The sequence below is a fragment of the Youhaiella tibetensis genome (assembly GCF_008000755.1).
Taxonomy (GTDB): domain Bacteria; phylum Pseudomonadota; class Alphaproteobacteria; order Rhizobiales; family Devosiaceae; genus Paradevosia; species Paradevosia tibetensis.
Genome location: NZ_CP041690.1, coordinates 152,058 through 173,558, shown reverse-complemented (window position 1 = coordinate 173,558; position 21,501 = coordinate 152,058). Strand labels below are relative to the sequence as shown.

The window sequence follows — 21,501 nt, the reverse complement described above, 5'->3', positions numbered from 1 at the left end:
GCGAACTCCTTGCGCACCGGTCCCGACGAACGGGGTCGTTTTGGCTTTTACGGCGGCCGCTTCGTCGCCGAGACGCTCATGCCGCTGATCCTGGACCTTGAAAGGCACTATCGCGCCGCCAAGGACGATCCGGAGTTCCAGGCCCAGATCAAGGACCTGGCTACCCATTACACCGGGCGCCCCTCTCCGATCTATTTCGCGCAGCGCCTGACCGAGCACCTTGGGGGGGCCAAGGTCTATCTCAAGCGCGAAGAGCTCAATCACACCGGCAGCCACAAGATCAACAACTGCCTCGGCCAGATCCTCCTGGCCAAGCGCATGGGCAAGACCCGCATCATCGCCGAGACCGGCGCCGGCCAGCATGGCGTGGCGACGGCGACGGTGTGCGCCAAGTTCGACCTGCCCTGCACGATCTTCATGGGCGCCACCGACGTCGAGCGGCAATGGCCGAACGTGGTCCGCATGAAGATGCTGGGCGCCGAAGTGCGCGCGGTGACGGCGGGCGCCGGCACCCTCAAGGACGCCATGAACGAGGCGCTGCGCGACTGGGTGACCAATGTGGAGAACACCTATTACCTCATCGGCACCGCCGCCGGCCCAGCGCCCTATCCGGAGATGGTGCGCGACTTCCAGTCGGTGATCGGGGACGAAATCAAGGCGCAGATGCAGGAAGCCGAGGGCGCGCTGCCCGACGCGGTCGTGGCCTGCGTGGGTGGCGGCTCGAACGCCATCGGCACGTTCCACGCCTTTCTCGATGAACCCTCGGTCAAGATCTACGGCGCCGAGGCCGGCGGCCACGGCATCGAGGTCGAGAACGGCCACGCCGCTTCCATGACCGGTGGACGGCCGGGTGTGCTGCACGGCAACCGGACCTACCTGCTCCAGGACGACGACGGCCAGATTCTCGAGGGCCACTCCATCTCGGCAGGCCTCGACTATCCGGGCGTCGGGCCCGAGCACTCGTTCCTCAAGGACAGCGGCCGGGTCACCTACTTGCCGATCACGGACAACGAGGCGCTCGAAGCCTTCCAGCTCCTCACCAAGCTCGAGGGCATCATTCCGGCGCTCGAAAGCTCGCACGGCCTGGCCCAGGTCATGAAGCTGGCCCCGACCATGGGCAAGGACGAGACCATCGTGCTGTGCCTCTCCGGTCGTGGAGACAAGGACGTCGAGAGCGTCGCCAAGTATCTCGGGATGCAGATGAAATGACCACGCGCATCGACACGCGCTTCGCCGCGCTCAAGGCGCAGAACCGTCCCGCGCTCGTGACCTTCGTCATGGCGGGCGACCCCGATCCGGCCACCGCGCTCGAAGTGCTCAAGTCGCTGCCGGCGGCCGGCGCGGACGTGATCGAACTGGGCATGCCGTTCTCGGACCCGATGGCGGACGGCGTTGCCATCCAGCTCGCCGGCCAGCGGGCGCTGGCGGCCGGGCAGACGCTCGCCAGGACGCTCGAAATGGTCGAGACCTTCCGCAAGGATGACCAGGACACGCCGATCATCCTGATGGGCTACTACAACCCGATCTTCATCTATGGCGTGGAGCGTTTCCTCGCCGATGCGGTCAAGGTCGGCGTCGATGGGCTCATCGTGGTGGACCTGCCGGCCGAGGAAGACGAGGAATTGTGCATCCCCGCGCTCGAAGCCGGGCTCAACTTCATTCGCCTCACCACCCCAACCACCGATGACCAACGCCTGCCGACCGTGCTCAGGAACACGTCGGGCTTCGTCTACTACGTCTCGATGACCGGCATCACCGGCGCGGCGATCAAGAACCGCGCGGCGGTTGGGGAAGCGGTGCAGCGCATCAAGGCCCATACCGACCTGCCTGTGGCGGTGGGTTTCGGCATCAAGACGTCCGAAGACGCCGAAAAGATCGGCAAGGACGCCGATGGGATCGTCGTGGGCTCGGTGCTGGTCAATGCCATCGCCGAGAGCCTCGAAGGCGGCAAGGCCACGCGGGTGACGGTGCCGGCGGTGACCGACCTCGTCTCGGCGCTGGCGGCTGGCGTGCGCCGGGCGCGGGCCTGAAGCCGGCGTTCACCATTAATCCACAGACCCGGCCCTGCTTTGCGCCCGGGGGCGCATGCTGATAATATTCGCCACAATTGATGCCTATGTGCCAGACGGCCACGGCAGCACAGCGAGGAATTGCTCATGAACTGGATCAGTAACATGGTCCCCCGAAGATCCGTTCTTTCCTGAACAAGCGGGAAACGCCGGAGAACCTCTGGGTCAAGGACCCGGAATCGGGGGAGATGGTGTTCTACCGGGACCTTGAGGCCAACCAGTGGGTTGTGCCCAATTCCGGCTACCACATGAAGATCAAGGCCAAGGACCGGCTGACGACCTTCCTCGATGACGGCAAGTACGAAAGCATCGCGCTGCCGGCTGTGCCGCTCGATCCGCTGAAATTCCGCGACCAGAAGCGTTATACCGACAAGCTCAAGGAAGCGCGCAACAAGACCGGCATGGACGATGCCGTGCTGGTTGCCGCCGGCAAGCTTTTTGGGCTCGACGTGACCGTCGCCGTCCAGGATTTCGACTTCATGGGCGGCTCGCTCGGCATGGCTGCCGGGCAGGCGATCATCACGGGCCTGGAAACGGCCGCTCAGCGCAAGACGCCGTTCATCCTCTTTGCGGCCTCCGGTGGGGCGCGCATGCAGGAGGGTATCCTCTCGCTCATGCAGATGCCGCGCACCACGGTCGCCGTACTGCGCCTGCGCGAAGCGGGGCTGCCGTTCTTCGTGGTCTTCACCAACCCGACGACGGGCGGCGTGACGGCCTCCTACGCCATGCTGGGCGACGTGCACCTGGCAGAGCCGGGCGCGCTCATCTGCTTTGCCGGTCCGCGCGTCATCGAGCAGACCATTCGCGAAAAGCTCCCCAAGGGCTTCCAGCGCTCCGAGTATCTTTACGAACACGGCATGGTTGACGCCGTCGTGCACCGCCACAACCTGCGCCCCACTATCGGCTCGATGGCTGCCATGTTCATGCGGCAGCCCGCTCCCGCCGACCTTGCGGTGGCCGCGCCGGTTCCCACCATCACCATGCGCGACGCCGCCATTGCGGCGGAAGGCGACGACGACCTGACGGTGGCGCCGCCCGAGGCCGCGCACGCCGAATAACGGCACGATGGAAATGAAAAGGGCGCCGTTCGCGGCGCCCTTTTTTCGGGCCGTCGGGCCCTAGATCACCACGATGCCCGAATGCTTGGCCTTGTCTTCGGGCTCGACATGGATCGTGACCATGGCGTCGCGCTCTTCCTCGCGCAACTTGGCCTCGATGCGGTCGCAGATGGCATGGGCCGCTTCCACGCTCATCGAGCCGGGGACCACCAGGTGAAACTCGATGAAGGTGGCGCTCCCCGCCCGCCGGGTGCGGATGTCGTGCGCCTCGATGGCGCCCTCGGCATTGGCCGAGATGACTTCCTTGATGCGCAGCAACTGCTTGGGATCGACGGCCACGTCCATCAGGCCGATGACGCTGTCGCGCAGCAATTGCCAGCCTGACCAGAGGATGGAAATGCCCACCAGGGCAGCGAGCACCGCATCGAGCTGGTGCCAGCCGGTGACGATGGCGAGGAGGACACCGACGAGGACGCCGACGGTGGAAAGAACGTCGGTGAAAAGGTGCCTGCCATCGGCCTGCAGGGCCGGCGAGCGTTCGCGACGGCCGCGCGAGATGAGCATATAGGCCCAGGCGCCGTTGATGACGGTAGCGACGATGCTCACGCCCAGCCCGACCGGATCGGCGGTGAAGGGGCGCGGGGTGATGAAGCCGTAATAGGCCTCCCGGAAGATGAGAAGGGCCGCAACGGTGATGAAGACGCCGATGATCACCGCCGAGAAATATTCGGCCTTGTGGTAGCCATAGGGCAGCGTGTCGTCGGCCGGACGCGCCGCCAGGCGCACGGCCACGAGCGTCACGATGGCGGTCACGACATTGACGATGCTTTCGAGGGCATCGGAGAAGAGCGCCAGCGAGCCCGTCACCCAGGCCGCGTAGCCCTTGAGCGCCAGCACCACCAGACCCACCGCCAGGCTGCCCATAGCCAGTTGTATCGCGACAGGGGAATGCTTGTGCCGTGCCATCATGGTCTCGTCTATCGGGATCGTCAGCCCTCCTAGCGGGCGCCTTGGCGCGGTGCAACGCCTATCTTTGCAACTGGTTTTAGGAGGCATTCGCAACAGCGGGAAACCCGTGGTTGACCGGGGCTTTTGCCGTGCCTAGAAGAAGTTAGCGCAGCGTTCCAACAGGGACTGAGAGACAGTCCGGTGCGGTCGACCCAACCCGGGGACCAAGGCCGGAGCTGCTGACGAGTTTCGATGCGAACTCTGCCTCTTGATTTGAGAGGTAGACCTTGACCGACCCCGCCGAACACGCCGCCCAGCGGCGTGAAATGTTTGCCCATGCGGCCCAGCTCGCGCACCTGCCGGCTTCGCTGGAGGCCACCGTCGTCGCCATGATCGAAGTCAGCGGCATGGTCGACCTGGTCGTCGACATCCGCGCCGATTCGGGCCTGGCCGATGCGGTCGGCGCCGCGCTCGATGCGCAAAGGCCGGTGCTCTGCGATTGCGAGATGGTTCGCGAGGGAATCGCGCCGCCGGATGGCTCGCCCGTGCTGTCGCTGCTCAACGATCCGAGGGTCGCGCCGCTGGCCAAGGCCATGGGCAATACCCGGTCGGCCGCCGCGGTCGACCTCTGGGGGGATGCGCTTGCAGGCGCGGTGGTCGTGGTCGGCAATGCGCCCACGGCGCTGTTCCGCCTCTATGAACTGCTCGCGGCGGGCGCGCCCAGGCCGGCTGCGATCATAGGCATTCCCGTGGGTTTCGTGGGGGCGGCCGAGAGCAAGGCGCTCCTGGCGCAGGGCATTGCCGGCGTCCCCTATCTCACCGTTCTCGGCCGGCGCGGCGGCTCCGCGCTGGCGAGCGCGGCGTTCAACGCCCTGGCGGCGGGAGCGCGCGCATGACGGCCTGGCTCAATATCGTCGGGGTCGGGGAAGGCGGGGTCGCCGACCTATCGCCGGCGGCACGCGCGATCGTCGGCGCCGCCGCGACTATCCTTGGACCGCAGCGCCTGCTCGACGGACTTGGCGAGGGGCAGGAGCGCCTCGCCTGGCAATCGCCGCTGACGCGGATGATCGAGCAGGTGCAGGCGCTTGCCGGAACACCGACCGTGATCCTGGCGACCGGCGATCCCTCCTGGTTCGGGATCGGCGTGACGCTGTCGCGATACCTGCCGGCCGGGGCCTTTGCCATCACCCCGCACCCTTCGGCCTTTTCGCTCGCCGCGGCGCGCCTGCACTGGGCGCTTCAGAACGTGGCGACGCTGTCGCTGCATGGCCGGGCCGATGCGGCGCTCCAGCCCCACATCCTCCCCGGCAACCGCATCCTGGCGCTCACCACGGACCGGGGGACGGTCGCCAGCGTCGCGGCGATGCTGCGCGCGCGCGGTTATGGCGAGAGCACGCTCACCATGCTCGAGAACCTGGGCGGCCCGCACGAGCGCATCTCCAGCGCCAGCGCGCGCCAGATCGATGTTTCGCAGCTCGGCGACTTCCTGACGCTCGCCATCGATTGCGTCGCGGGCGTGGAGGCGCCGCTGCTGCCGCCAGTCCCGGGGCTGCCGGATGACGCCTTCGTCACCGACGGGCAGATCACCAAGCGCGAGGTGCGGGCGGCGAGCCTCGCCAAGCTGGCGCCCTATCCGGGCGCCCTGCTCTGGGACGTCGGCGCCGGATCGGGATCGATCGGCATCGAATGGATGCGCGCGGCGCGCGAGGCGCGGGCGATCGCGTTCGAGCGCGACCCGGCACGCGCCTCGATCATCGCCGAGAACGCCCGGAACCTGGGAACGCCCGGCATCGAGATCGTCACTGGCGTCGCGCCGGAGACCTTGAGCGGGCAGCCCACTCCCGATGCGGTGTTCCTGGGCGGCGATGTCGGCAATGGCGCGATCTTCGAGGCCGCCTGGGCGGCATTGCGGCCCGGGGGATGGCTGGTGGCCAATTCGGTGACGATCGAGGGCGACCGCGCGCTCTTCGAGCGGCAGGACGTCCATGGGGGCGAGTTGACGCGCATCGAGGTCTCCTATCTCGACAGCGTCGGCTCGCGCCACGTGTTGCGGCCGCGCCTGCCGGTGACGCAATGGACGGTGAGAAAGCCATGAAGCTCGCCGTCGGAATCGGATTGAGCAGCCGCGCGGAGGCAGACGAGATCGTCGCCCTGGTGACGTCCTGCCTTGCAGGCCTCCGAGGCGAGGTCGAGGTGCTTGTCAGTTCCCGGCGCAAGGCGGGGAACGTGGCGCTGTCGTCTGCAGCCGAGCGCCTGGGCGCGCCTCTGGTGCTGCTCGATGACGCCACGCTGGCCCGCCAGGACGTGCCCCATCCCTCGCGGGTCGCCGAGGCACGCACGGGACTGGACGGGGTGGCCGAGGCGGCGGCGCTCCATTTCGGCCCGCTGCTCGTGGGCAAGACCAAATCCGCCCATGCCACCTGTGCGATAGCGGAGATTGCGCCATGACGGTCTATTTCATCGGCGCCGGCCCCGGCGCGGCCGACCTCATCACCGTGCGCGGCCAGCGCCTCATCGAGCGCTGCCCGGTCTGCCTCTATGCCGGCTCGCTCGTGCCCGCCGAAATCGTCGCCAGCGCCCCGGACGGCGCGATCGTGCTCGATACCGCGTCCATGCATCTCGACCAGATCATCGACGAGATGGCGCGCGCCCATGACCGGGGCCAGGACGTGGCCCGCGTGCATTCGGGCGACCCTTCGCTCTATGGCGCGATCGGCGAGCAGATGCGCCGGCTCGATGCCCTGGGCATTCCCTACCAGGTCGTGCCGGGCGTCCCCGCCTTTGCGGGCGCGGCGGCCAGCCTTGCCAGCGAACTCACCCTTCCCGACGTCTCCCAGACGGTGATCCTGACGCGCGTCTCGAGCGGCGCTTCGCCGATGCCGCAGAGCGAGAGCCTGGAAATCCTGGGACGCTCGAAAGCCACGCTGGCCCTGCACCTGGCGATGAAGAGCCTGCCGGCGATCGCCGAGGCGCTGACGCCCCATTACGGGGCCGATTGCCCCGTGGTGGTGGTGCACCGCGCCACCTGGCCGGACGAAAGGATCGTCGCGACGACGCTGGGCGAAATGGTCGAAAGGCTGGCGCACGAAGACATCCGTCGCACCGCGCTCATCTTCGTCGGACAGGTGTTCGGGGAAGCGCGCTTCCGGGACAGCCGGCTCTACCAGGCCGGCTTTTCGCACTACCGGCGGGAGGCATCCGAATGAAGTATGGCCAGGGCCTCATCGACGCTGGCGACCTCGCGGGCCGCCGGGTAGGCGGGTCGATCGATGATGATGACCGCAACGCCAAGCGCCCCGGCGGCCGCAAGCTTGGCGGCCGTCTGCCCGCCGCCCGAATTCTTGCTCACCATGTGGGTCACGCCGTTGTCCCGCAGAAGCGCGAGTTCATGGTCGAGATCGTAGGGCGGGCGCTCGAGCAGGAGCCGCGCATGGTCCGGCAGGCCAGCTTGGGGAGCCTGGATGACGCGCACGAGAAAACCGCAGTCGGCACGCGCCAGGAAGTGGTCGAGGCCGGCATGACCGGTGGTCAAAAGCACGCGTGCGCCGGGCGGAAGCGCCTTGGCGGCTACCTCGGGGCTTTCAAAGTGCTGCCATCGGGCGTCTTCGGGCTCGTCCCAGGGCGCCCGCATGAGGCGCAGCAGGGGAATGCCGGAAGCCGCGCTTGCCGCAACCGCGTTGGCGGAGATACGGCCCGCATAAGGGTGGGTGGCGTCGACCAGCCAGTCGAAGGCTTCGGTCCGGAGACAGGCTGCAAGCCCCTCGGGGCCGCCGAAACCACCGATGCGCAGGGCACCCTGCGGCAGCAGCGGCGCGCTGGTACGCCCGGCGAGCGAGGTGGTGACGTCGTGGCCGGCATCGACGAGCCTCTCGGCCAGCGCCCGGGCCTCGCCCGTTCCGCCCAGGATCAGTATCTTCATGGCCTAGCCGCTTTCCCCGACGATGATGCCGGCCCGATCGACGACGAGCACGTCGACGCTGACGGCCTCCCCGACCACGCCCTGGGCGGCATCGCGGGCGCGGCGCGCCACGATATCGGCGAGGGGAAGGCCCGCCTCGCGCGCCAGCACCTGCACCTCGTTGGCAGTGTTGGCGCCCCTTGCCCGTTCCACCATTTGGGGCGAGGCGCCCAGGTCGGCGAGCATCATGGCAAGCGCCTCGAGGTCGACGGTGCCGCGCGCCGAATGCAGGTCCATCGCGCCCTGGGCGAGCTTGCTCAGCTTGGCGAAACCGCCGGCGATGGTGAGGCGCGGGACCGGGTGGACCCGCAGGTATTTGAGCAGGCCGCCGACGAAGTCGCCCATGTCGAGATAGGCTTCGATCGGCAGGTCGAGCCTCGACATCGCCGCCTTTTCGGAGGTGTCGCCGGTGGACCCCACCACGTGCGACAGGCCCATGGCGCGAGCCACGTCGACGCCGCGATGGATCGAGGCGATCCAGGCCGAGCAGGAATAGGGAATGACGATGCCGGTGGTGCCGAGAATGGAGAGGCCGCCCACGATGCCGAGGCGCGGGTTCCAGGTCTTGCTGGCGATGCGCTCGCCATCGCGCACAGAGACGGTGACGGCGAAATCGGGCGCGATGCCGTGTTCCGCGGCCAGGGCCTCGATGACCTCGCGCATCATCTTGCGCGGCACGGGATTGATGGCGGGCTCGCCGACGGGGAGCGGCAGGCCGGGCTTTGTGACGGTGCCGACGCCCTCCCCGGCACGGAAGCGCACGCCGCTGCCGGCGGGACCGGGCTCGACGCGGGAGAGGACCAGCGCGCCGTGAGTGACGTCCGGATCGTCGCCGGCATCCTTAATGATACCGGCCTGGGCAAAGCCATCGCCCCGAGTTTCCTCGGCGAGGGCAAAGGCGGGACGCTGGCCGCCCGGCAACGTGATGGTCACCGGATCCTCGAAGCTTCCGGTCAGGAGCGCGAGCAGGGCCGATCGGGTCGCCGCGGTCGCGCAGGCGCCCGTCGTCCAGCCGCGCCGCAAAGGCGAGCCGTCCTCGCGTGTTTGTGCCGTCTCGCTCATGGTCCCGATCTATACGCGGGCTTGCCGCAATCGAACAGAGGTGCCCGATGAGCCGGTTTTCAGATCTCGACGGGCTCGGCTTCCCCGAGCTGTCGCCGGGTAGCGTGTGGCTGGTCGGCGCCGGTCCCGGCGCCCCGGGCCTGCTGACGCTCCTGGGCTACCATGCCCTGAGCCAGGCCGACGCGATCGTCTACGATGCGCTGGTCAGCCCGGACCTGCTGGCCCTGGGCAACCCCCAGGCCGAACGCATCCATGCCGGCAAGCGCGGCGGCAAGCCCTCGCCCAGGCAGGCCGATATTTCCGAGACGCTGATCGCCCTGGCACGGGCCGGCAGGCGCGTGCTGCGCCTCAAGGGCGGGGATCCGTTCATGTTCGGCCGCGGCGGGGAGGAGGCGGGCGCACTGTTCCGCGCCGGCATCGCCTTCCGCATCGTACCCGGCATCTCCTCGGGCCTGGGCGGGCTGGCCTATGCCGGCATCCCCATCACCCATCGCGACGCCAACCATTCGGTGCTGTTCCTGACGGGGCACGACGAAACCGGCGAGGTCGCCTCGCTCGACTGGGAAGCCATCAACCGGGCGGCGCCGGTGCTGGTGATGTTCATGTCGGTCAAGCATCTCGGAACCATCACCTCCCGCCTCATGGCGGCTGGACGGGCGGGAGACGAATCGGTGGCGATCGTTTCGAACGCCGCCACCCCGCAGCAATCGGTAATCGAGACGACGCTCGCCGAGGCAGGAGCGCTCCAGGACATCGCGACGCCGGCGATCGTGGTGGTCGGTCCGGTGGTGGCTTTCAGGCAGACGCTCGACTGGTACGCGCCCGAGATGCGGAGCAACCGGCTTGGCTAAGGGCTTCGTCATCGCGGCGCCGCGCTCGGGTTCGGGCAAGACCACGCTTACGCTTGGCCTCGTGGCAGCCCTTCGCCGGCGCGGATATGGCGTCCAGCCTGCCAAGTCGGGACCGGATTATATCGACACCAGCATTCTTTCGCGCGTTGCGGGGCGTCCGGCGATGAACCTCGACGCCTGGGCGATGGCGCCGGAGCGGCTGCGCGGCCTGGCGGCGAGCGATGCCGATCTCCTCATCGTCGAAGGCGCCATGGGGCTCTTTGACGGGGCGGCGGACGGCGCCGGATCGACCGGGGACGTGGCGGCGGCGCTTGGCCTGCCGGTGATCCTGGTGGTGGACGCCGAGAAACAGTCCCAGTCCATTGCGCCGCTGGTGGCCGGGTTCGCCAACTGGCGGGCGGACGTACGGGTGGGGGGAATCGTCATCAACCGCGTGGCGACGCAGCGCCACGAGACCATGTTGCGCAATGCCCTGCGCCAGCTCGACCTCTCCTGGCTCGGCGCCCTGCCCCGGCGCGATACGCTGGTGCTGCCCGAGCGCCATCTCGGACTGGTCCTGCCGGGGGAAGTCGAGGGCTTTTCCGCCGTGGTCGATGCCGCGGCCCAGGCCGTCACCGATTATCTCGACCTCGATGCGCTCGTGGCCCTGGCCCGGCCTCCGGTCGCGACGAAGGGTAGCGGCGGGCTGGCGCCGCTCGGCCAGAGGATCGCCATTGCGCGCGACGAGGCTTTTGCCTTCGTCTACGAGCATTTCCTGCGCGACTGGCGGGCGGCGGGAGCCGAGTTGCGCTTCTTCTCCCCGCTCGCCGACGAAGCTCCCGATGCGGGGGCGGATGCGGTCTTCCTGCCGGGCGGCTATCCCGAGCTGCATGGCGGCCGGCTGGCCGCTGCCACGGGGTTCCAGGAGGGGATGCGGCAGGCCCGTGACCGGGGCGCCCTCATCTACGGGGAGTGCGGTGGCTATATGGTCCTTGGGCGCAGCCTCACCGACAAGCAGGGCAACGTCCATGCCATGACGGGGCTCCTGCCGGTGGATACGGCGATCGATCGACCGCGCCGCCAGCTCGGCTACCGGCGCCTCGCTCATGCCAGCCCCCTGCCGTGGCCGGAACGGCTCTACGGTCACGAGTTCCACTATTCGACGGCGCGGGCAGCCGGAGCTCCTCCGCTTTTCGCCGCCAATGACGCGCTGGGCGAGCCCCAGCAGCCGATGGGCGCTCAGGTCGGACGCGTGCTCGGCTCCTATGCGCATGTGATCGAAGGCGCCTGACGCCCCTTTTTTGTTGTGCCGAAGCCCGGTAAACCCCTCTTCATGACCGCCAAGGCTTTGATGTTCATGGGGACGGGTTCGGACGTCGGCAAATCGCTGATCGTCGCCGGGCTCTGTCGCGCCTTCACCAATCGCGGGCTGCGCGTTGCCCCGTTCAAGCCGCAGAACATGTCCAACAATGCCGCCGTGACCGAAGACGGTGGCGAGATCGGGCGCGCCCAGGCGCTGCAGGCGCGCGCCGCCAGGCGGGCCGCGATCACGGCGATGAACCCGGTCCTGCTCAAGCCCGAGCAGGAGACGGGCGCCCAGCTCGTCGTGCGCGGGCAGCGGCGCAGCTCGATGTCGGCCCGCGACTATTTCGCCACCCGCTCGGCGCTGCTGCCCGAGGTGCTCTCGGCCTTCCAGGAATTGTGCGCGGATGCCGACATCGTCCTGGTCGAGGGCGCGGGCAGCGCCTCCGAGGTCAATCTGCGCGACAACGACATCGCCAATTTCGGCTTTGCACGCGCGGCGGAAACGCCCGTGGTGCTGATCGGCGATATCCATCGGGGTGGCGTGATCGCTTCGCTCGTGGGCACGTTCCATGTGATCGATCCCGACGATGCCGCGCTCATCGCGGCCACGCTCATCAATCGCTTCCAGGGCGATCCGTCGCTTTTCGACGACGGCAAAGCCTTCATCGCCCAGCGCACCGGCGTCCCCTGCCTTGGGCCCGTTCCCTACTTCCCCCATGCGGGAAAGCTGCCCGCCGAAGACGTCCTGGCGCTCGACCAGCACATGCAGGCCCATGACGGGGAGTTCGTCGTCTCGGTGCTGCGCCTGCCGCGGATCGCCAATTTCGACGATCTGGATCCGCTCAAGTCCGAGCCGGGCGTGCGGCTGGTGCTCGTCCAGCCGGGCCAGCCGGTGCCGGTCGAATCCGATCTCGTCATCATTCCCGGCTCGAAGGCGACCCGCGCGGACCTCGAAGCCCTGCGCGCCAATAACTGGGATGTGGGGCTGCGCGCCCATCACCTGGCGGGCGGGCGGATCCTGGGCATCTGCGGCGGCTACCAGATGCTCGGGCGCACCATCGCCGACCCCGATGGTGTCGAAGGCACGCCCGGGGAAAGCCGGGGGCTCGGCCTCATCGACGTCGAAACCGTGCTGGCGCCCAACAAGCAGTTGCGCACCGAGAACGCCCGGCACGAGGCGACCGGGGAGGCCCTGGCCGGCTACCACATGCATATGGGCGTTACGGAAGGACCGGACACGGCGCGCCCCTTCGCGCGCGTCGGGCACGAGGCGGAAGGCGCGGTCTCGAGCGATGGGCGGGTGATGGGAACCTATCTTCACGGGCTCTTCGGGGCCGACGGGTTCCGGGCGGCGTTCCTGGCCAGCCTGGGGGCAACCCATACCGGAACGACGGCCTATGAGGCGGGCGTCGAAGCCATCCTCGATGCCCTGGCGCGGCATCTCGAAACCAGCCTCGACCTCGACGCCCTCGTCGCCCTGGCCCGCCAACCGGCATATCGCTGATGCACGCTTTTCTCGCTCCCCTCGCCTTCCTGCTCGAACGGTTCGTCGGCTACCCCCGGCTGTTGCTCGATGCGATCGGCCATCCCGTGATGTGGTATGGCCGCCTGATCGATTACCTCGAAGTGCGGCTCAACAAGCCCGAGCGCGCCGACACGGAGCGGCAGCAGGCCGGCATGGTGGCGCTCGCCGTGCTGGTTGGCGTCACGCTGGTCGCCAGCCTCGTCGTCGTGCGGGTGCTCGCGCTCATCGAGCATGGCTGGGTCATCGAGACGCTGCTGGCCATTCCTTTCCTGGCGCAGAAACAACTGGGCGACATGGTGCGCTCGGTGTCACGGGCCCTCGGGATCTCGCTGGCCGACGGGCGAGAAGCGGTGAGCCACATCGTGGGGCGCGATACCAGCAACCTCGATGAAGCGGGCGTGTCGCGCGCGGCGATCGAGAGCCTGGCCGAGAACGCCTCGGACGGCGTCATCGCGCCGCTCTTCTGGCTGGTGATCTTCGGCCTGCCCGGCATCGCGGTCTACAAGGCCATCAATACCGCCGATTCCATGATCGGGCATCTGGACGACCGCTATCGCGACTTCGGCTGGGCCAGCGCCAAGCTCGATGACCTCGTCAACTGGATCCCGGCCCGGCTGACCGCGATGCTGTTGACCGCCGCCTGCTTCCTGGTGCCGGGCGCCAGCCCGAGTTCGGCCTGGAAGGCGGCGCGTCGGGACGCGCGGGGCCACAAGTCGCCCAATGCCGGCTGGCCCGAGGCGGCGATGGCTGGGGCCCTGGGCTTCGCCTTGGGCGGACCGCGCGACTATGACGGGGAGACCATCGAGTTGCCGACGATGGGCGAAGGCCGGCGGGATTTGCGCGGCAGCGACATCGATCGCGCGCTCGGCCTTTACCGGGCGATGCTCAACGTCACACTGGTGGTGACGGTCCTCGTCGCTCTCCTGCGGTGGTCGGGCGGCTTTTAGCTCTCCAGAAAGCGTTCAGGCTTCGCCTTCCACCTGGGCGGTCTCGATCAGAAGGTCCGGGGCCAGGCCCTTCATGGTGAGCGGCAATCCTGCCGCCACGAAATAGACATGACCGCAGATTTCGGCGAGGCGCTGGTGCGCCGCTCCCGCCAGATCGCGGAAGGTGCGCGCCAGCGCGTTGTCCGGCACGATGCCGAGGCCCACCTCGTTGGAAACCAGCACCACCCGCGAGCGCTTGAGCTGGGTGAGGGTGGACGCGAGTTCCTCCATGGCCGCCGCCACGTCGTCGCCAGAGCCGAGGAGATTGGTGATCCAGAGCGTGAGGCAATCGACCAGGATCACGTCGTGATCCTTGCTCGCCTTGATGAGGGCCGTGGGGACCTCGATCGGCTCTTCGATGGTGGCGAAGCGGGCGCCGCGCGAGCGCTGGTGGGTGGCGACGCGCTCGCGCATCTCGTTGTCGAGCGCCTCGGCCGTGGCGAGATAGGCCGGCCGGTCGCCCAGGTGCATGGAGAGGCGCTCGGCAAAACCAGTCTTGCCCGAGCGCGCGCCCCCCAAAACCAACACATGACCGCCCATCAAAACCTCCGCCGCCGATTCAGGTGCCACATCGCCTCATAACAGGGTGGGCGCGGGCATGGTTGCCAGAAAATGCCTTCGGGCTCCTGCCGCCGCCGCGCGGCGCATCGGCCGAAATCGATTGCTTATTCTACTTTCGTCTTATCATCTTTCGCATTATGGTCCGCGCCAAATCAGTACATTACGTCCTGCAAAGACGTTATGGAGAAGCCCGCGTGCCAAAGCTGTATCTTGGTGTGGACGGTGGCGGCACCAATTGCCGTGTTCGCCTCGCCGACGAGAATCTGAAGACCCTTGCCGAGGCCACGAACGGCCGGTCCAACCTGCAACTGGAAGACGGGGATCCGGCCTACCGTTCGATCATGGACGGAACGCGGCAGGTTTTCGAGAAGGCCGGCATCGACTATGCCGAAACGGCCAATACCTATGCCTGCTTCGGCATGGCGGGCGCCCGCCTGATCTCGGCCCGCGACGAGTTCGAAGCCCGCGACTGGCCCTTCGCCAGGGTCAAGGTCTATGACGACATCGACATCGCGCGTGCCGGCGCCCATGAGGGCGAGGACGGGGCGGTGATCATCGTGGGAACCGGTTCGGCCGGCCTGGCGCTGGTGGGCGAGGAGCGCCATCAGGTGGGCGGCTGGGGTTTCCCGGTCGGCGACCAGATGTCGGGTGCGATCCTCGGCCGCGAACTGGCCCGCATCACGGTCGAGGCTCATGACGGGTTCTTCGACCCCACCCCGCTGACCCAGGCGGTTCTCGAGAGGCTGGGCGGCGACCTCGATACGCTCATGGACTGGTCGTTCAAGGCCGAGCCCGCCGATTTCGGTTCGCTCATGCCGCTCTTTATCGAATACTATGAGAAGGGCGACCCGATCGCCCGCAAGCTCATGGACCTGCAGTTGAGCTATGTCGACGCCTATGTGAGCTGGTTCAAGCGCCGGGGCGTGGAGAAGATGGCGGTGGTGGGCGGCTTCGGCCGGCGCCTCAATCCGCTCTTCGTCGAACGCTATGGCAGCTTCATCGTGGACCCGCGCTCCGAGCCCCTGCACGGGGCGGTGCTGCTGGCCCACCAGCACTTCGCCAATGCCTGATTTCCTTCCGTAAGGAGCGCCTCTCCCGTGTCCAGACGCATTATTCCGGTCCATCCTTTCGACTATGTCGTGTTCGGCGCAACCGGCGATCTCGCCAAGCGCAAGCTGATCCCGGCGCTCTACTACCGGTTCAAGGATGGCCAGTTCGACGAGAAGTCGCGCATCATCGGGGTGTCGCGCACGGTCTGGACGGACGCCGAATTCCAGAAGGTGGCCCGCGATTCCATCACCGAGTTCGTCGAGCCGGAATACCAGGACAAGAAGACCATCGACCGGTTCGTGTCGATCCTCTCCTATGTCTCGAACGACGTGACCAATCCCGAGAACTGGACGGACCTGGCCGAAAAGCTGCGCGATGATCCCAAGATCGTGCGCGCCTTCTACCTGGCCGTGGCCCCGAACCTGTTCGGGCCGATCTGCGAGTATCTCTCCAAGAAGGGCTATTACCGCCGCGACGCGCGCGTGGTGCTGGAAAAGCCCCTCGGCCACGACCTGGAATCCTCGGAAGCCATCAACAACGAAGTGGCCTCGATCTTCAAGGAAGACCAAGTCTACCGCATCGACCACTATCTCGGCAAAGAGACGGTGCAGAACCTTTTGGCGCTGCGCTTCGCCAACAAGCTGTTCGAGCCGATCTGGAACTCGGCCAATATCGACCACGTGCAGATCACTGTTTCGGAAAGCGTCGGGGCCGGCACGCGCGGCTATTACGACGAAAGCGGCGCGCTGCGCGACATGATCCAGAACCACATCATGCAGCTGGTGTGCCTGGTGGCCATGGAACCGCCCGCCTCGGACGAGGCCAATGCCCTGCGCGACGAAAAGCTCAAGGTGCTGCGCTCGCTCAAGCCCATCAAGGGCGCCGATGTCGCCAAGTACACGGTGCGCGGCCAGTATCGCGGCGTCACCTCCGAGACCACCTCGGTCAAGGGCTACCAGGACGAGTTGCCGGCCGACAAGAAGGGCTCGCGCACCGAGACCTTCGTGGCGCTCAAGGCCGAGATCGAGAACTGGCGCTGGGCCGGCGTGCCCTTCTACCTGCGCACCGGCAAGCGCATGGCCAATCGCGTTTCGGAAATCGTCATCCAGTTCCGCGACATCCCGCATTCGATCTTCGAGCATGCCGAGGGCGCGCCCAAGGCCAACAAGCTGGTCATCCGCCTCCAGCCCGACGAGGGCGTCAAGCTCTTCCTGATGATCAAGGATCCGGGCCCTGGCGGCATGCGCCTGCGCGAAGTGCCGTTGAACCTTTCCTTCGCCCAAACGTTCGCCGAACGGACCCCGGAAGCCTACGAGCGCCTGCTGCTCGACGTCGTTCGCGGCAGCCAGACGCTGTTCATGCGCCGTGACGAGCTGGAAGCGGCCTGGAAATGGGTCGATCCGATCCGCGAGGCCTGGGACGCATCGCGCGATGCTCCCCAGCCCTATACCGCCGGCACCTGGGGCCCGACCGGTTCGATCGCGCTCATCGAGCGCGACGGGCGCACGTGGCACGAGGACGACGATGCCTGAACGCTTCGACTTTCCGGGCAAGACCGAACTCGCCAAGGCCCTGGCCGAGGCCGTGGCCAACGACCTCAAGGCCGGCATCGCCGAACGCGGTGTCGCTTCGCTGGCGGTGTCGGGCGGCTCGACACCGGGAAAGTTCTTCGCAGCCCTCGGCAAGCGCAAGGATGTCGAGTGGGAAAAGGTCACGGTGACCCTGGTCGACGAGCGCTGGGTTCCCGATACGTCCGACCGCTCGAACGGCATGCTGGTCAATGAGAAGATGCTGCAGGGGCCGGCGGCTTCGGCGCATTTCGTGCCGCTCTACCAGGGTGGCGAGGAGCCTGACGCCACCGGCATCGCCAAGGCCGATGCCGCCCTGGCCGGCGTTCCCACCCCGTTCGACGCGGTGGTCCTGGGCATGGGCAATGACGGCCACACGGCTTCGTTCTTTCCGGGAGGAGACAATCTCGCCGAGGCGCTGGAGGGTGATGGCCCCATCGTGGCCATGCACGCGCCCGGAGCGGGTGAGGCCCGCGTGACCTTGAGTCGCAAGCGCCTGCTGGAGACCAGAAGTCTATACTTGCACATCGAGGGGGAGGGGAAGGTCGAAGTGCTGGACAAGGCCATGGGAGAAGGTCCCGTAGAGGACATGCCCATCCGTTCGATCCTGCGCCAGACCGACAAGCCGCTGAATATTTACTGGTGTCCGTGACCCGAAGGGGGCTCGCGGCAAGGAGTTAAGATGGCCGTCATCAAGGCAATCCAGGACGTGACCGATCGCATCGCGGCACGGAGCGCCACTTCGCGCAAGGACTATCTCGATCGCATCGAAAAGGCCCGCGGCGCGGGCGTGCACAGATCGGTCCTCTCCTGTGGCAACCTGGCTCACGGCTTTGCCGCCTGCGCGCCCTCCGACAAGGCCAAGCTGGCCGGCGATACCGCCCTCAACCTGGGCATCGTCACCTCCTACAACGACATGCTGAGCGCCCACCAGCCCTACGAGACCTATCCGCAGGTGCTCAAGGAAGCGGCCCGCGAGATCGGCGCGACGGCGCAGGTCGCGGGCGGGGTGCCCGCCATGTGCGACGGTGTCACCCAGGGCCAGCCGGGCATGGATCTGTCGCTCTTCTCGCGCGACGTCATCGCCATGGCGACGGCCGTGTCGCTGAGCCACAACATGTTCGATGCCGCCGTCTTCCTCGGGATCTGCGACAAGATCGTGCCGGGGCTGATGATCGGCGCCCTGACCTTCGGCCACCTGCCGGCGGTCTTCGTGCCGGCTGGCCCCATGACCTCGGGTCTTCCGAATGATGAGAAGAGCCGCGTCCGCCAGCTCTACATGGAAGGCAAGGTCGGCCGCGCCGAACTGCTGGAAGCGGAGGCCAAGTCCTACCACGGGCCGGGCACCTGCACCTTCTACGGCACCGCCAATTCGAACCAGATGCTCATGGAGATCATGGGCCTGCACCTGCCCGGCTCGAGCTTCGTCAATCCGGGCACGCCGCTGCGCGAGGCCCTGACCCGGGAAGCGGCCAAGCGCGCCCTTTCGCTGACGGCCCAGGGCAATGACTACACGCCCATCGGCCACATCATCAACGAGAAGGCGATCGTCAACGGCATGGTGGGCCTGCACGCCACTGGCGGGTCGACCAACCATACCATGCACCTGATCGCCATCGCCAACGCGGCCGGGCTCAAGGTGACCTGGGATGACATGTCCGACCTTTCCGACGCCGTGCCTCTGCTGGCGCGCGTCTATCCCAACGGCCTTGCCGACGTGAACCATTTCCACGCCGCAGGCGGCATGGGCTTCCTCATTCGTGAACTGCTGGACGGTGGGTTCCTGCACGAAGACGTCAAGACCGTCTGGGGCACGGGGCTTTCGGGCTATTCGGTCGAAGCCAAGCTCGTGGACGACAAGCTCAGCTTCGAACCCGCTCCCGCCAAGTCGGGGAACGAAAAGATCCTGGCGCCGGCATCGGCAGCCTTTTCCAGGACCGGCGGCCTCAAACTCCTCAAGGGCAACCTCGGGCGCTCGGTCATCAAGATCTCGGCGGTCAAGCCCGAGCACAGGTTCGTCGAGGCGCCGGTCCGCGTCTTCCATTCCCAGCAGGGCCTGCAGGATGCGTTCAAGGCGGGCGAGCTGACCTCCGACTTCATCGCCGTCATCCGGTTCTCGGGTCCCAAGGCCATCGGCATGCCCGAACTGCACAAGCTGACCCCGACGCTGGGCATCCTCCAGGACCGTGGCCTCAAGGTCGCCCTGGTCACGGACGGGCGCATGTCGGGGGCCTCGGGCAAGGTGCCGGCGGCCATCCACATGACCCCGGAAGCGGTCGACGGCGGCCCGATCAGCAAGCTGCGCGACGGGGACCTGGTGCGGCTGGACGCCGAGGCAGGGACGCTGCAATTCCTGGGCGACGAGGCTGAACTCCTCAGCCGCACTCCGGCAACCGAAGACCTTCGGCCCGAGCATTTCGGCATGGGCCGCGAGCTCTTCGCCGGCTTCCGCCATCTGGTCGGAGCCGCCGACCGCGGCGCCAGCGTCTTCGAAGACGCCTAAGGGTTCGAGCGGGGCGCCACTGGCGCCCCTTTGCTTGTGCGCCAGCAACTCTCGTTCAGTTTCAGATGGTTAATCGCGCGCCCGGCCTTCTGCCGGCCCCGAGACGCGCGATCGCCGTGAAATGCCCGGCGACAGGGCGTTGCAGGGCAGTCACATGTCCCGATCACAAAGTGTGGAGGAATTGCGACTGTTAAGGTTTCCGGAGTAATGACTGCCAATATTGATGGGGCGTGAAGCGCGATTCTCCTCCACCGCGCACCGCCGCCGAAAGGGTTGCCAGAGAGATGATTGCCGAACGGTTCCCCATGAGAAGCATGATGGCGTGTGCCCTGCTCGCGCTGGCGCTGGCTTCCCCTGCCCTCGGGCAGGAAACCGTGACGGTGGACGGCACCGAGGCCGTGCGCGTCGTCATCGCTCCGCCACAGACCGACCTCGCCCGGACCATCAAGGCGGGCCTGTCCTCGGCCTATTACGGCGCTCGGGACGATGCCGCCTACAACCAGGCGCAAAAGCTCTATTTCTTCTACGGGGAACGGGCTTTCGAGCCGCTCTGGCTCAGCCAGGATGCCAGCGGCAAGGTGGCGTTCTCGCCGGTTGCCGACAAACTCATCGCCATCTTCAGGCAGGCCGAATACGAGGGACTGCGGCCCTCCGACTACCTGACCGATGCGCTCGACGTGACCAGCGCCCAGGGCGACCCGGCCAAGCTGGCGGCGCTCGAGACGGAATTTTCCGGCGCTGTCATGCGCTACGCCCAGAACCTTTACGGCGGTCGGGTCGACCCGCGCCAGGTCTCGGCCAATATCGACATCAAGCCGCGCCTGCTCGACCAGCCCGACCTGCTGCCGCGCCTGGCGGCGAGCGACGATCCGGCCAAGATCCTGGCCGAACTCGACCCCAAGCACCGCGAATTCGTCGCCCTCAAGGCGGCCCTGGCCAAGTTCTATGACGGCGGCGCGGCGCAGGAACAGGTCAAGATCCCCGATGGCGCCACGCTGCGCGTAGGCATGGTCGACGAACGCGTACCGTTGCTGCGGCAGCGCCTCGAAGTGCCGGCGGCCGAGGACGGCAACCCGGCCATCTACGACAAGGCCGTGGCCGAAGCCGTCACCAATTTCCAGGACAGCCTGGGCCTGCTGGCCGACGGCATTGCCGGCCCGGCGACGATCGCGGCCCTCAACGGCGGATCGGCCACCAGCAAGGAAGACATCATCGCCAACATGGAGCGTTGGCGCTGGATGCCCGAGGACCTGGGCAAGTTCAATGTCTTCGTCAACATCCCCGAGTTCCGCCTGGCCGTGATGCAGGGCGACGAGGTGACCTATACGACGCGCGTCGTTGTCGGCAAGGCGACGACGCAGACCCCGATCTTCTCGGACAATATCCGCCACATCGTGGTCAATCCCTACTGGAACGTACCGCCTTCCATCGCCAGCAACGAAATCCGGCCGGCGCTGATGCGCAATCCCGGGTATCTGGACGGGCAGAACATGGAGCTGCTCTACGGCGGCAAGGTAGTCAACGCCGCCGCCGTGGACTGGTCGACGACCTCCATCAGCAATTTCCGGGTCCGCCAGCGCCCGGGCGCCGGCAACGCGCTGGGGAACGTCAAGTTCCTGTTCCCCAACTCACACGACGTCTACCTCCACGACACCCCCTCCAAGTCCCTCTTCGGCCGCTCGTTCCGCGCCTATAGCCACGGCTGCGTACGCGTGCAGAACCCGATGGACTTCGCCGACGCCCTGCTCGCCCACGAACCGAGCCATCTCGACGCCGCCAAGCTCGAATCGATGTACGGCCCCTCCGAGCGCTGGGTGAACCTCGAAACCCACGTCCCGGTGCACCTCGCCTACTTCACGCTCCGCGTCGACGAGGATGGCACCATTCGGTCGTATGGCGACGTGTACGGGCACAACAAGAAGCTGATCGAGCTGCTGGGGAGCTGACGGAACGGCCTACCCGGTATCCGGGCCGCGCGTTTCACAGTTCGCGGTATCGAGCCAATTCGAGGGGCACTCGAAGGCTAGCGAGAGACCGGTCGCATCCTCTTCCGGAGCAAGCCCCCGCATTCGCGTGCA

19 protein-coding genes and 1 pseudogene are annotated in these 21,501 nt (G+C 67.2%); 16 read left to right on the top strand and 4 right to left on the bottom strand.

Annotated features, from left to right (window positions below):
- Window positions 1–9 precede the first annotated feature (9 nt).
- From trpB to accD, 3 genes and pseudogenes are all read left to right on the top strand, one after another.
- Window positions 10–1,209: a tryptophan synthase subunit beta gene (gene trpB / locus FNA67_RS00795; RefSeq protein ID WP_244616426.1), complete on the top strand. Its 1,200-nt coding sequence runs from the start codon at window positions 10–12 to the stop codon at window positions 1,207–1,209.
- Window positions 1,206–2,030, top strand: a complete 825-nt coding sequence (trpA, locus tag FNA67_RS00790) for a tryptophan synthase subunit alpha (protein ID WP_147654720.1) — start codon at window positions 1,206–1,208, stop codon at window positions 2,028–2,030. The genes trpB and trpA overlap by 4 nt, the downstream gene beginning before the upstream one ends.
- A gap of 126 nt (window positions 2,031–2,156) precedes the next feature.
- Window positions 2,157–3,127 (top strand): annotated as a pseudogene (gene accD, locus FNA67_RS00785) (acetyl-CoA carboxylase, carboxyltransferase subunit beta).
- A 60-nt stretch (window positions 3,128–3,187) separates the two neighbouring features.
- Here the strand turns inward: accD and FNA67_RS00780 are convergent.
- On the bottom strand, window positions 3,188–4,093 hold the full coding sequence (locus FNA67_RS00780; protein WP_049708251.1) for a cation diffusion facilitator family transporter: 906 nt from the start codon (window positions 4,091–4,093) through the stop codon (window positions 3,188–3,190).
- A gap of 269 nt (window positions 4,094–4,362) precedes the next feature.
- On the opposite strand from FNA67_RS00780, the gene FNA67_RS00775 reads away from it, so the two are divergent.
- The 4 genes from FNA67_RS00775 to cobM are packed head-to-tail and all read left to right on the top strand — an operon-like array spanning window position 4,363 to window position 7,281.
- The gene (locus FNA67_RS00775; RefSeq protein WP_371874367.1) at window positions 4,363–4,971 is read left to right on the top strand and encodes a precorrin-8X methylmutase; all 609 of its coding nucleotides are present in this window, start codon (window positions 4,363–4,365) and stop codon (window positions 4,969–4,971) included.
- Complete coding sequence (gene cbiE / locus FNA67_RS00770) at window positions 4,968–6,170, top strand: precorrin-6y C5,15-methyltransferase (decarboxylating) subunit CbiE (protein ID WP_147654719.1); 1,203 nt, start codon at window positions 4,968–4,970, stop codon at window positions 6,168–6,170. Before FNA67_RS00775 ends, cbiE begins: the two co-directional genes overlap by 4 nt.
- On the top strand, window positions 6,167–6,523 hold the full coding sequence (locus FNA67_RS00765; protein ID WP_170267164.1) for a cobalamin biosynthesis protein: 357 nt from the start codon (window positions 6,167–6,169) through the stop codon (window positions 6,521–6,523). Before cbiE ends, FNA67_RS00765 begins: the two co-directional genes overlap by 4 nt.
- Window positions 6,520–7,281, top strand: coding sequence for a precorrin-4 C(11)-methyltransferase (gene cobM, locus FNA67_RS00760; RefSeq protein ID WP_147654717.1), 762 nt, complete (start codon window positions 6,520–6,522; stop codon window positions 7,279–7,281). The genes FNA67_RS00765 and cobM overlap by 4 nt, the downstream gene beginning before the upstream one ends.
- On the opposite strand, the gene FNA67_RS00755 is transcribed toward cobM, so the two are convergent.
- Window positions 7,257–7,994 (bottom strand): cobalt-precorrin-6A reductase, encoded by a 738-nt coding sequence (locus FNA67_RS00755; protein ID WP_147654716.1) that lies wholly within the window; start codon window positions 7,992–7,994, stop codon window positions 7,257–7,259. The genes cobM and FNA67_RS00755 overlap by 25 nt on opposite strands.
- Window positions 7,995–7,997: 3 nt before the next feature.
- A complete protein-coding gene (locus FNA67_RS00750) occupies window positions 7,998–9,095 on the bottom strand; it encodes a cobalt-precorrin-5B (C(1))-methyltransferase (RefSeq protein WP_147654715.1) in 1,098 nt (365 codons plus the stop codon).
- 47 nt (window positions 9,096–9,142) lie between these two features.
- Between FNA67_RS00750 and cobA the strand changes: the two genes are divergently transcribed.
- Genes cobA through cbiB form a run of 4 tightly spaced genes read left to right on the top strand, consistent with a single transcriptional unit; the run spans window position 9,143 to window position 13,702 of the window.
- The gene (gene cobA / locus FNA67_RS00745; RefSeq protein ID WP_147654714.1) at window positions 9,143–9,946 is read left to right on the top strand and encodes a uroporphyrinogen-III C-methyltransferase; all 804 of its coding nucleotides are present in this window, start codon (window positions 9,143–9,145) and stop codon (window positions 9,944–9,946) included.
- On the top strand, window positions 9,939–11,216 hold the full coding sequence (locus FNA67_RS00740) for a cobyrinate a,c-diamide synthase (RefSeq protein ID WP_147654713.1): 1,278 nt from the start codon (window positions 9,939–9,941) through the stop codon (window positions 11,214–11,216). Before cobA ends, FNA67_RS00740 begins: the two co-directional genes overlap by 8 nt.
- Before the next feature lie 42 nt (window positions 11,217–11,258).
- The gene (locus FNA67_RS00735) at window positions 11,259–12,734 is read left to right on the top strand and encodes a cobyric acid synthase (RefSeq protein ID WP_147654712.1); all 1,476 of its coding nucleotides are present in this window, start codon (window positions 11,259–11,261) and stop codon (window positions 12,732–12,734) included.
- The gene (gene cbiB / locus FNA67_RS00730; protein ID WP_147654711.1) at window positions 12,734–13,702 is read left to right on the top strand and encodes an adenosylcobinamide-phosphate synthase CbiB; all 969 of its coding nucleotides are present in this window, start codon (window positions 12,734–12,736) and stop codon (window positions 13,700–13,702) included. Before FNA67_RS00735 ends, cbiB begins: the two co-directional genes overlap by 1 nt.
- A 15-nt stretch (window positions 13,703–13,717) precedes the next feature.
- On the opposite strand, the gene cobU is transcribed toward cbiB, so the two are convergent.
- Window positions 13,718–14,281, bottom strand: a complete 564-nt coding sequence (gene cobU, locus FNA67_RS00725) for a bifunctional adenosylcobinamide kinase/adenosylcobinamide-phosphate guanylyltransferase (protein ID WP_049707268.1) — start codon at window positions 14,279–14,281, stop codon at window positions 13,718–13,720.
- 215 nt (window positions 14,282–14,496) lie between these two features.
- Here cobU and FNA67_RS00720 point away from each other — a divergent pair, with 215 nt between their 5' ends.
- The 5 genes from FNA67_RS00720 to FNA67_RS00700 all read left to right on the top strand — a co-directional run bounded on the left by FNA67_RS00720 (window position 14,497) and on the right by FNA67_RS00700 (window position 21,369).
- Window positions 14,497–15,372: a glucosamine kinase nucleotide-binding domain-containing protein gene (locus FNA67_RS00720; protein ID WP_170267163.1), complete on the top strand. Its 876-nt coding sequence runs from the start codon at window positions 14,497–14,499 to the stop codon at window positions 15,370–15,372.
- A gap of 27 nt (window positions 15,373–15,399) precedes the next feature.
- Window positions 15,400–16,884: a glucose-6-phosphate dehydrogenase gene (gene zwf / locus FNA67_RS00715; RefSeq protein WP_049707266.1), complete on the top strand. Its 1,485-nt coding sequence runs from the start codon at window positions 15,400–15,402 to the stop codon at window positions 16,882–16,884.
- Entirely contained in the window at window positions 16,877–17,572 is a 696-nt protein-coding gene (pgl, locus tag FNA67_RS00710) for a 6-phosphogluconolactonase (protein WP_147654709.1), read from the top strand. The genes zwf and pgl overlap by 8 nt, the downstream gene beginning before the upstream one ends.
- 30 nt (window positions 17,573–17,602) lie before the next feature.
- Window positions 17,603–19,423 carry a phosphogluconate dehydratase gene (edd, locus tag FNA67_RS00705; RefSeq protein ID WP_147654708.1) on the top strand — a complete coding sequence of 607 codons (1,821 nt, stop codon included), beginning with the start codon at window positions 17,603–17,605 and terminating at the stop codon, window positions 19,421–19,423.
- Between the two features lie 317 nt (window positions 19,424–19,740).
- Window positions 19,741–21,369: a L,D-transpeptidase family protein gene (locus tag FNA67_RS00700; protein ID WP_170267162.1), complete on the top strand. Its 1,629-nt coding sequence runs from the start codon at window positions 19,741–19,743 to the stop codon at window positions 21,367–21,369.
- Window positions 21,370–21,501: the final 132 nt, after the last annotated feature.

What these genes read in the sequence shown, in the direction of transcription:
- trpA (WP_147654720.1), top strand. Translation starts at nt 1,206, where the DNA reads ATGACCACGCGCATCGACACGCGCTTCGCCGCGCTCAAGGCGCAGAAC.
- FNA67_RS00780 (WP_049708251.1), bottom strand. Translation starts at nt 4,093, where the DNA reads ATGGCACGGCACAAGCATTCCCCTGTCGCGATACAACTGGCTATGGGC.
- cbiE (WP_147654719.1), top strand. Translation starts at nt 4,968, where the DNA reads ATGACGGCCTGGCTCAATATCGTCGGGGTCGGGGAAGGCGGGGTCGCC.
- FNA67_RS00765 (WP_170267164.1), top strand. Translation starts at nt 6,167, where the DNA reads ATGAAGCTCGCCGTCGGAATCGGATTGAGCAGCCGCGCGGAGGCAGAC.
- cobM (WP_147654717.1), top strand. Translation starts at nt 6,520, where the DNA reads ATGACGGTCTATTTCATCGGCGCCGGCCCCGGCGCGGCCGACCTCATC.
- FNA67_RS00755 (WP_147654716.1), bottom strand. Translation starts at nt 7,994, where the DNA reads ATGAAGATACTGATCCTGGGCGGAACGGGCGAGGCCCGGGCGCTGGCC.
- FNA67_RS00750 (WP_147654715.1), bottom strand. Translation starts at nt 9,095, where the DNA reads ATGAGCGAGACGGCACAAACACGCGAGGACGGCTCGCCTTTGCGGCGC.
- cobA (WP_147654714.1), top strand. Translation starts at nt 9,143, where the DNA reads ATGAGCCGGTTTTCAGATCTCGACGGGCTCGGCTTCCCCGAGCTGTCG.
- FNA67_RS00735 (WP_147654712.1), top strand. Translation starts at nt 11,259, where the DNA reads ATGACCGCCAAGGCTTTGATGTTCATGGGGACGGGTTCGGACGTCGGC.
- cbiB (WP_147654711.1), top strand. Translation starts at nt 12,734, where the DNA reads ATGCACGCTTTTCTCGCTCCCCTCGCCTTCCTGCTCGAACGGTTCGTC.
- cobU (WP_049707268.1), bottom strand. Translation starts at nt 14,281, where the DNA reads ATGGGCGGTCATGTGTTGGTTTTGGGGGGCGCGCGCTCGGGCAAGACT.
- pgl (WP_147654709.1), top strand. Translation starts at nt 16,877, where the DNA reads ATGCCTGAACGCTTCGACTTTCCGGGCAAGACCGAACTCGCCAAGGCC.
- edd (WP_147654708.1), top strand. Translation starts at nt 17,603, where the DNA reads ATGGCCGTCATCAAGGCAATCCAGGACGTGACCGATCGCATCGCGGCA.
- FNA67_RS00700 (WP_170267162.1), top strand. Translation starts at nt 19,741, where the DNA reads ATGGCGTGTGCCCTGCTCGCGCTGGCGCTGGCTTCCCCTGCCCTCGGG.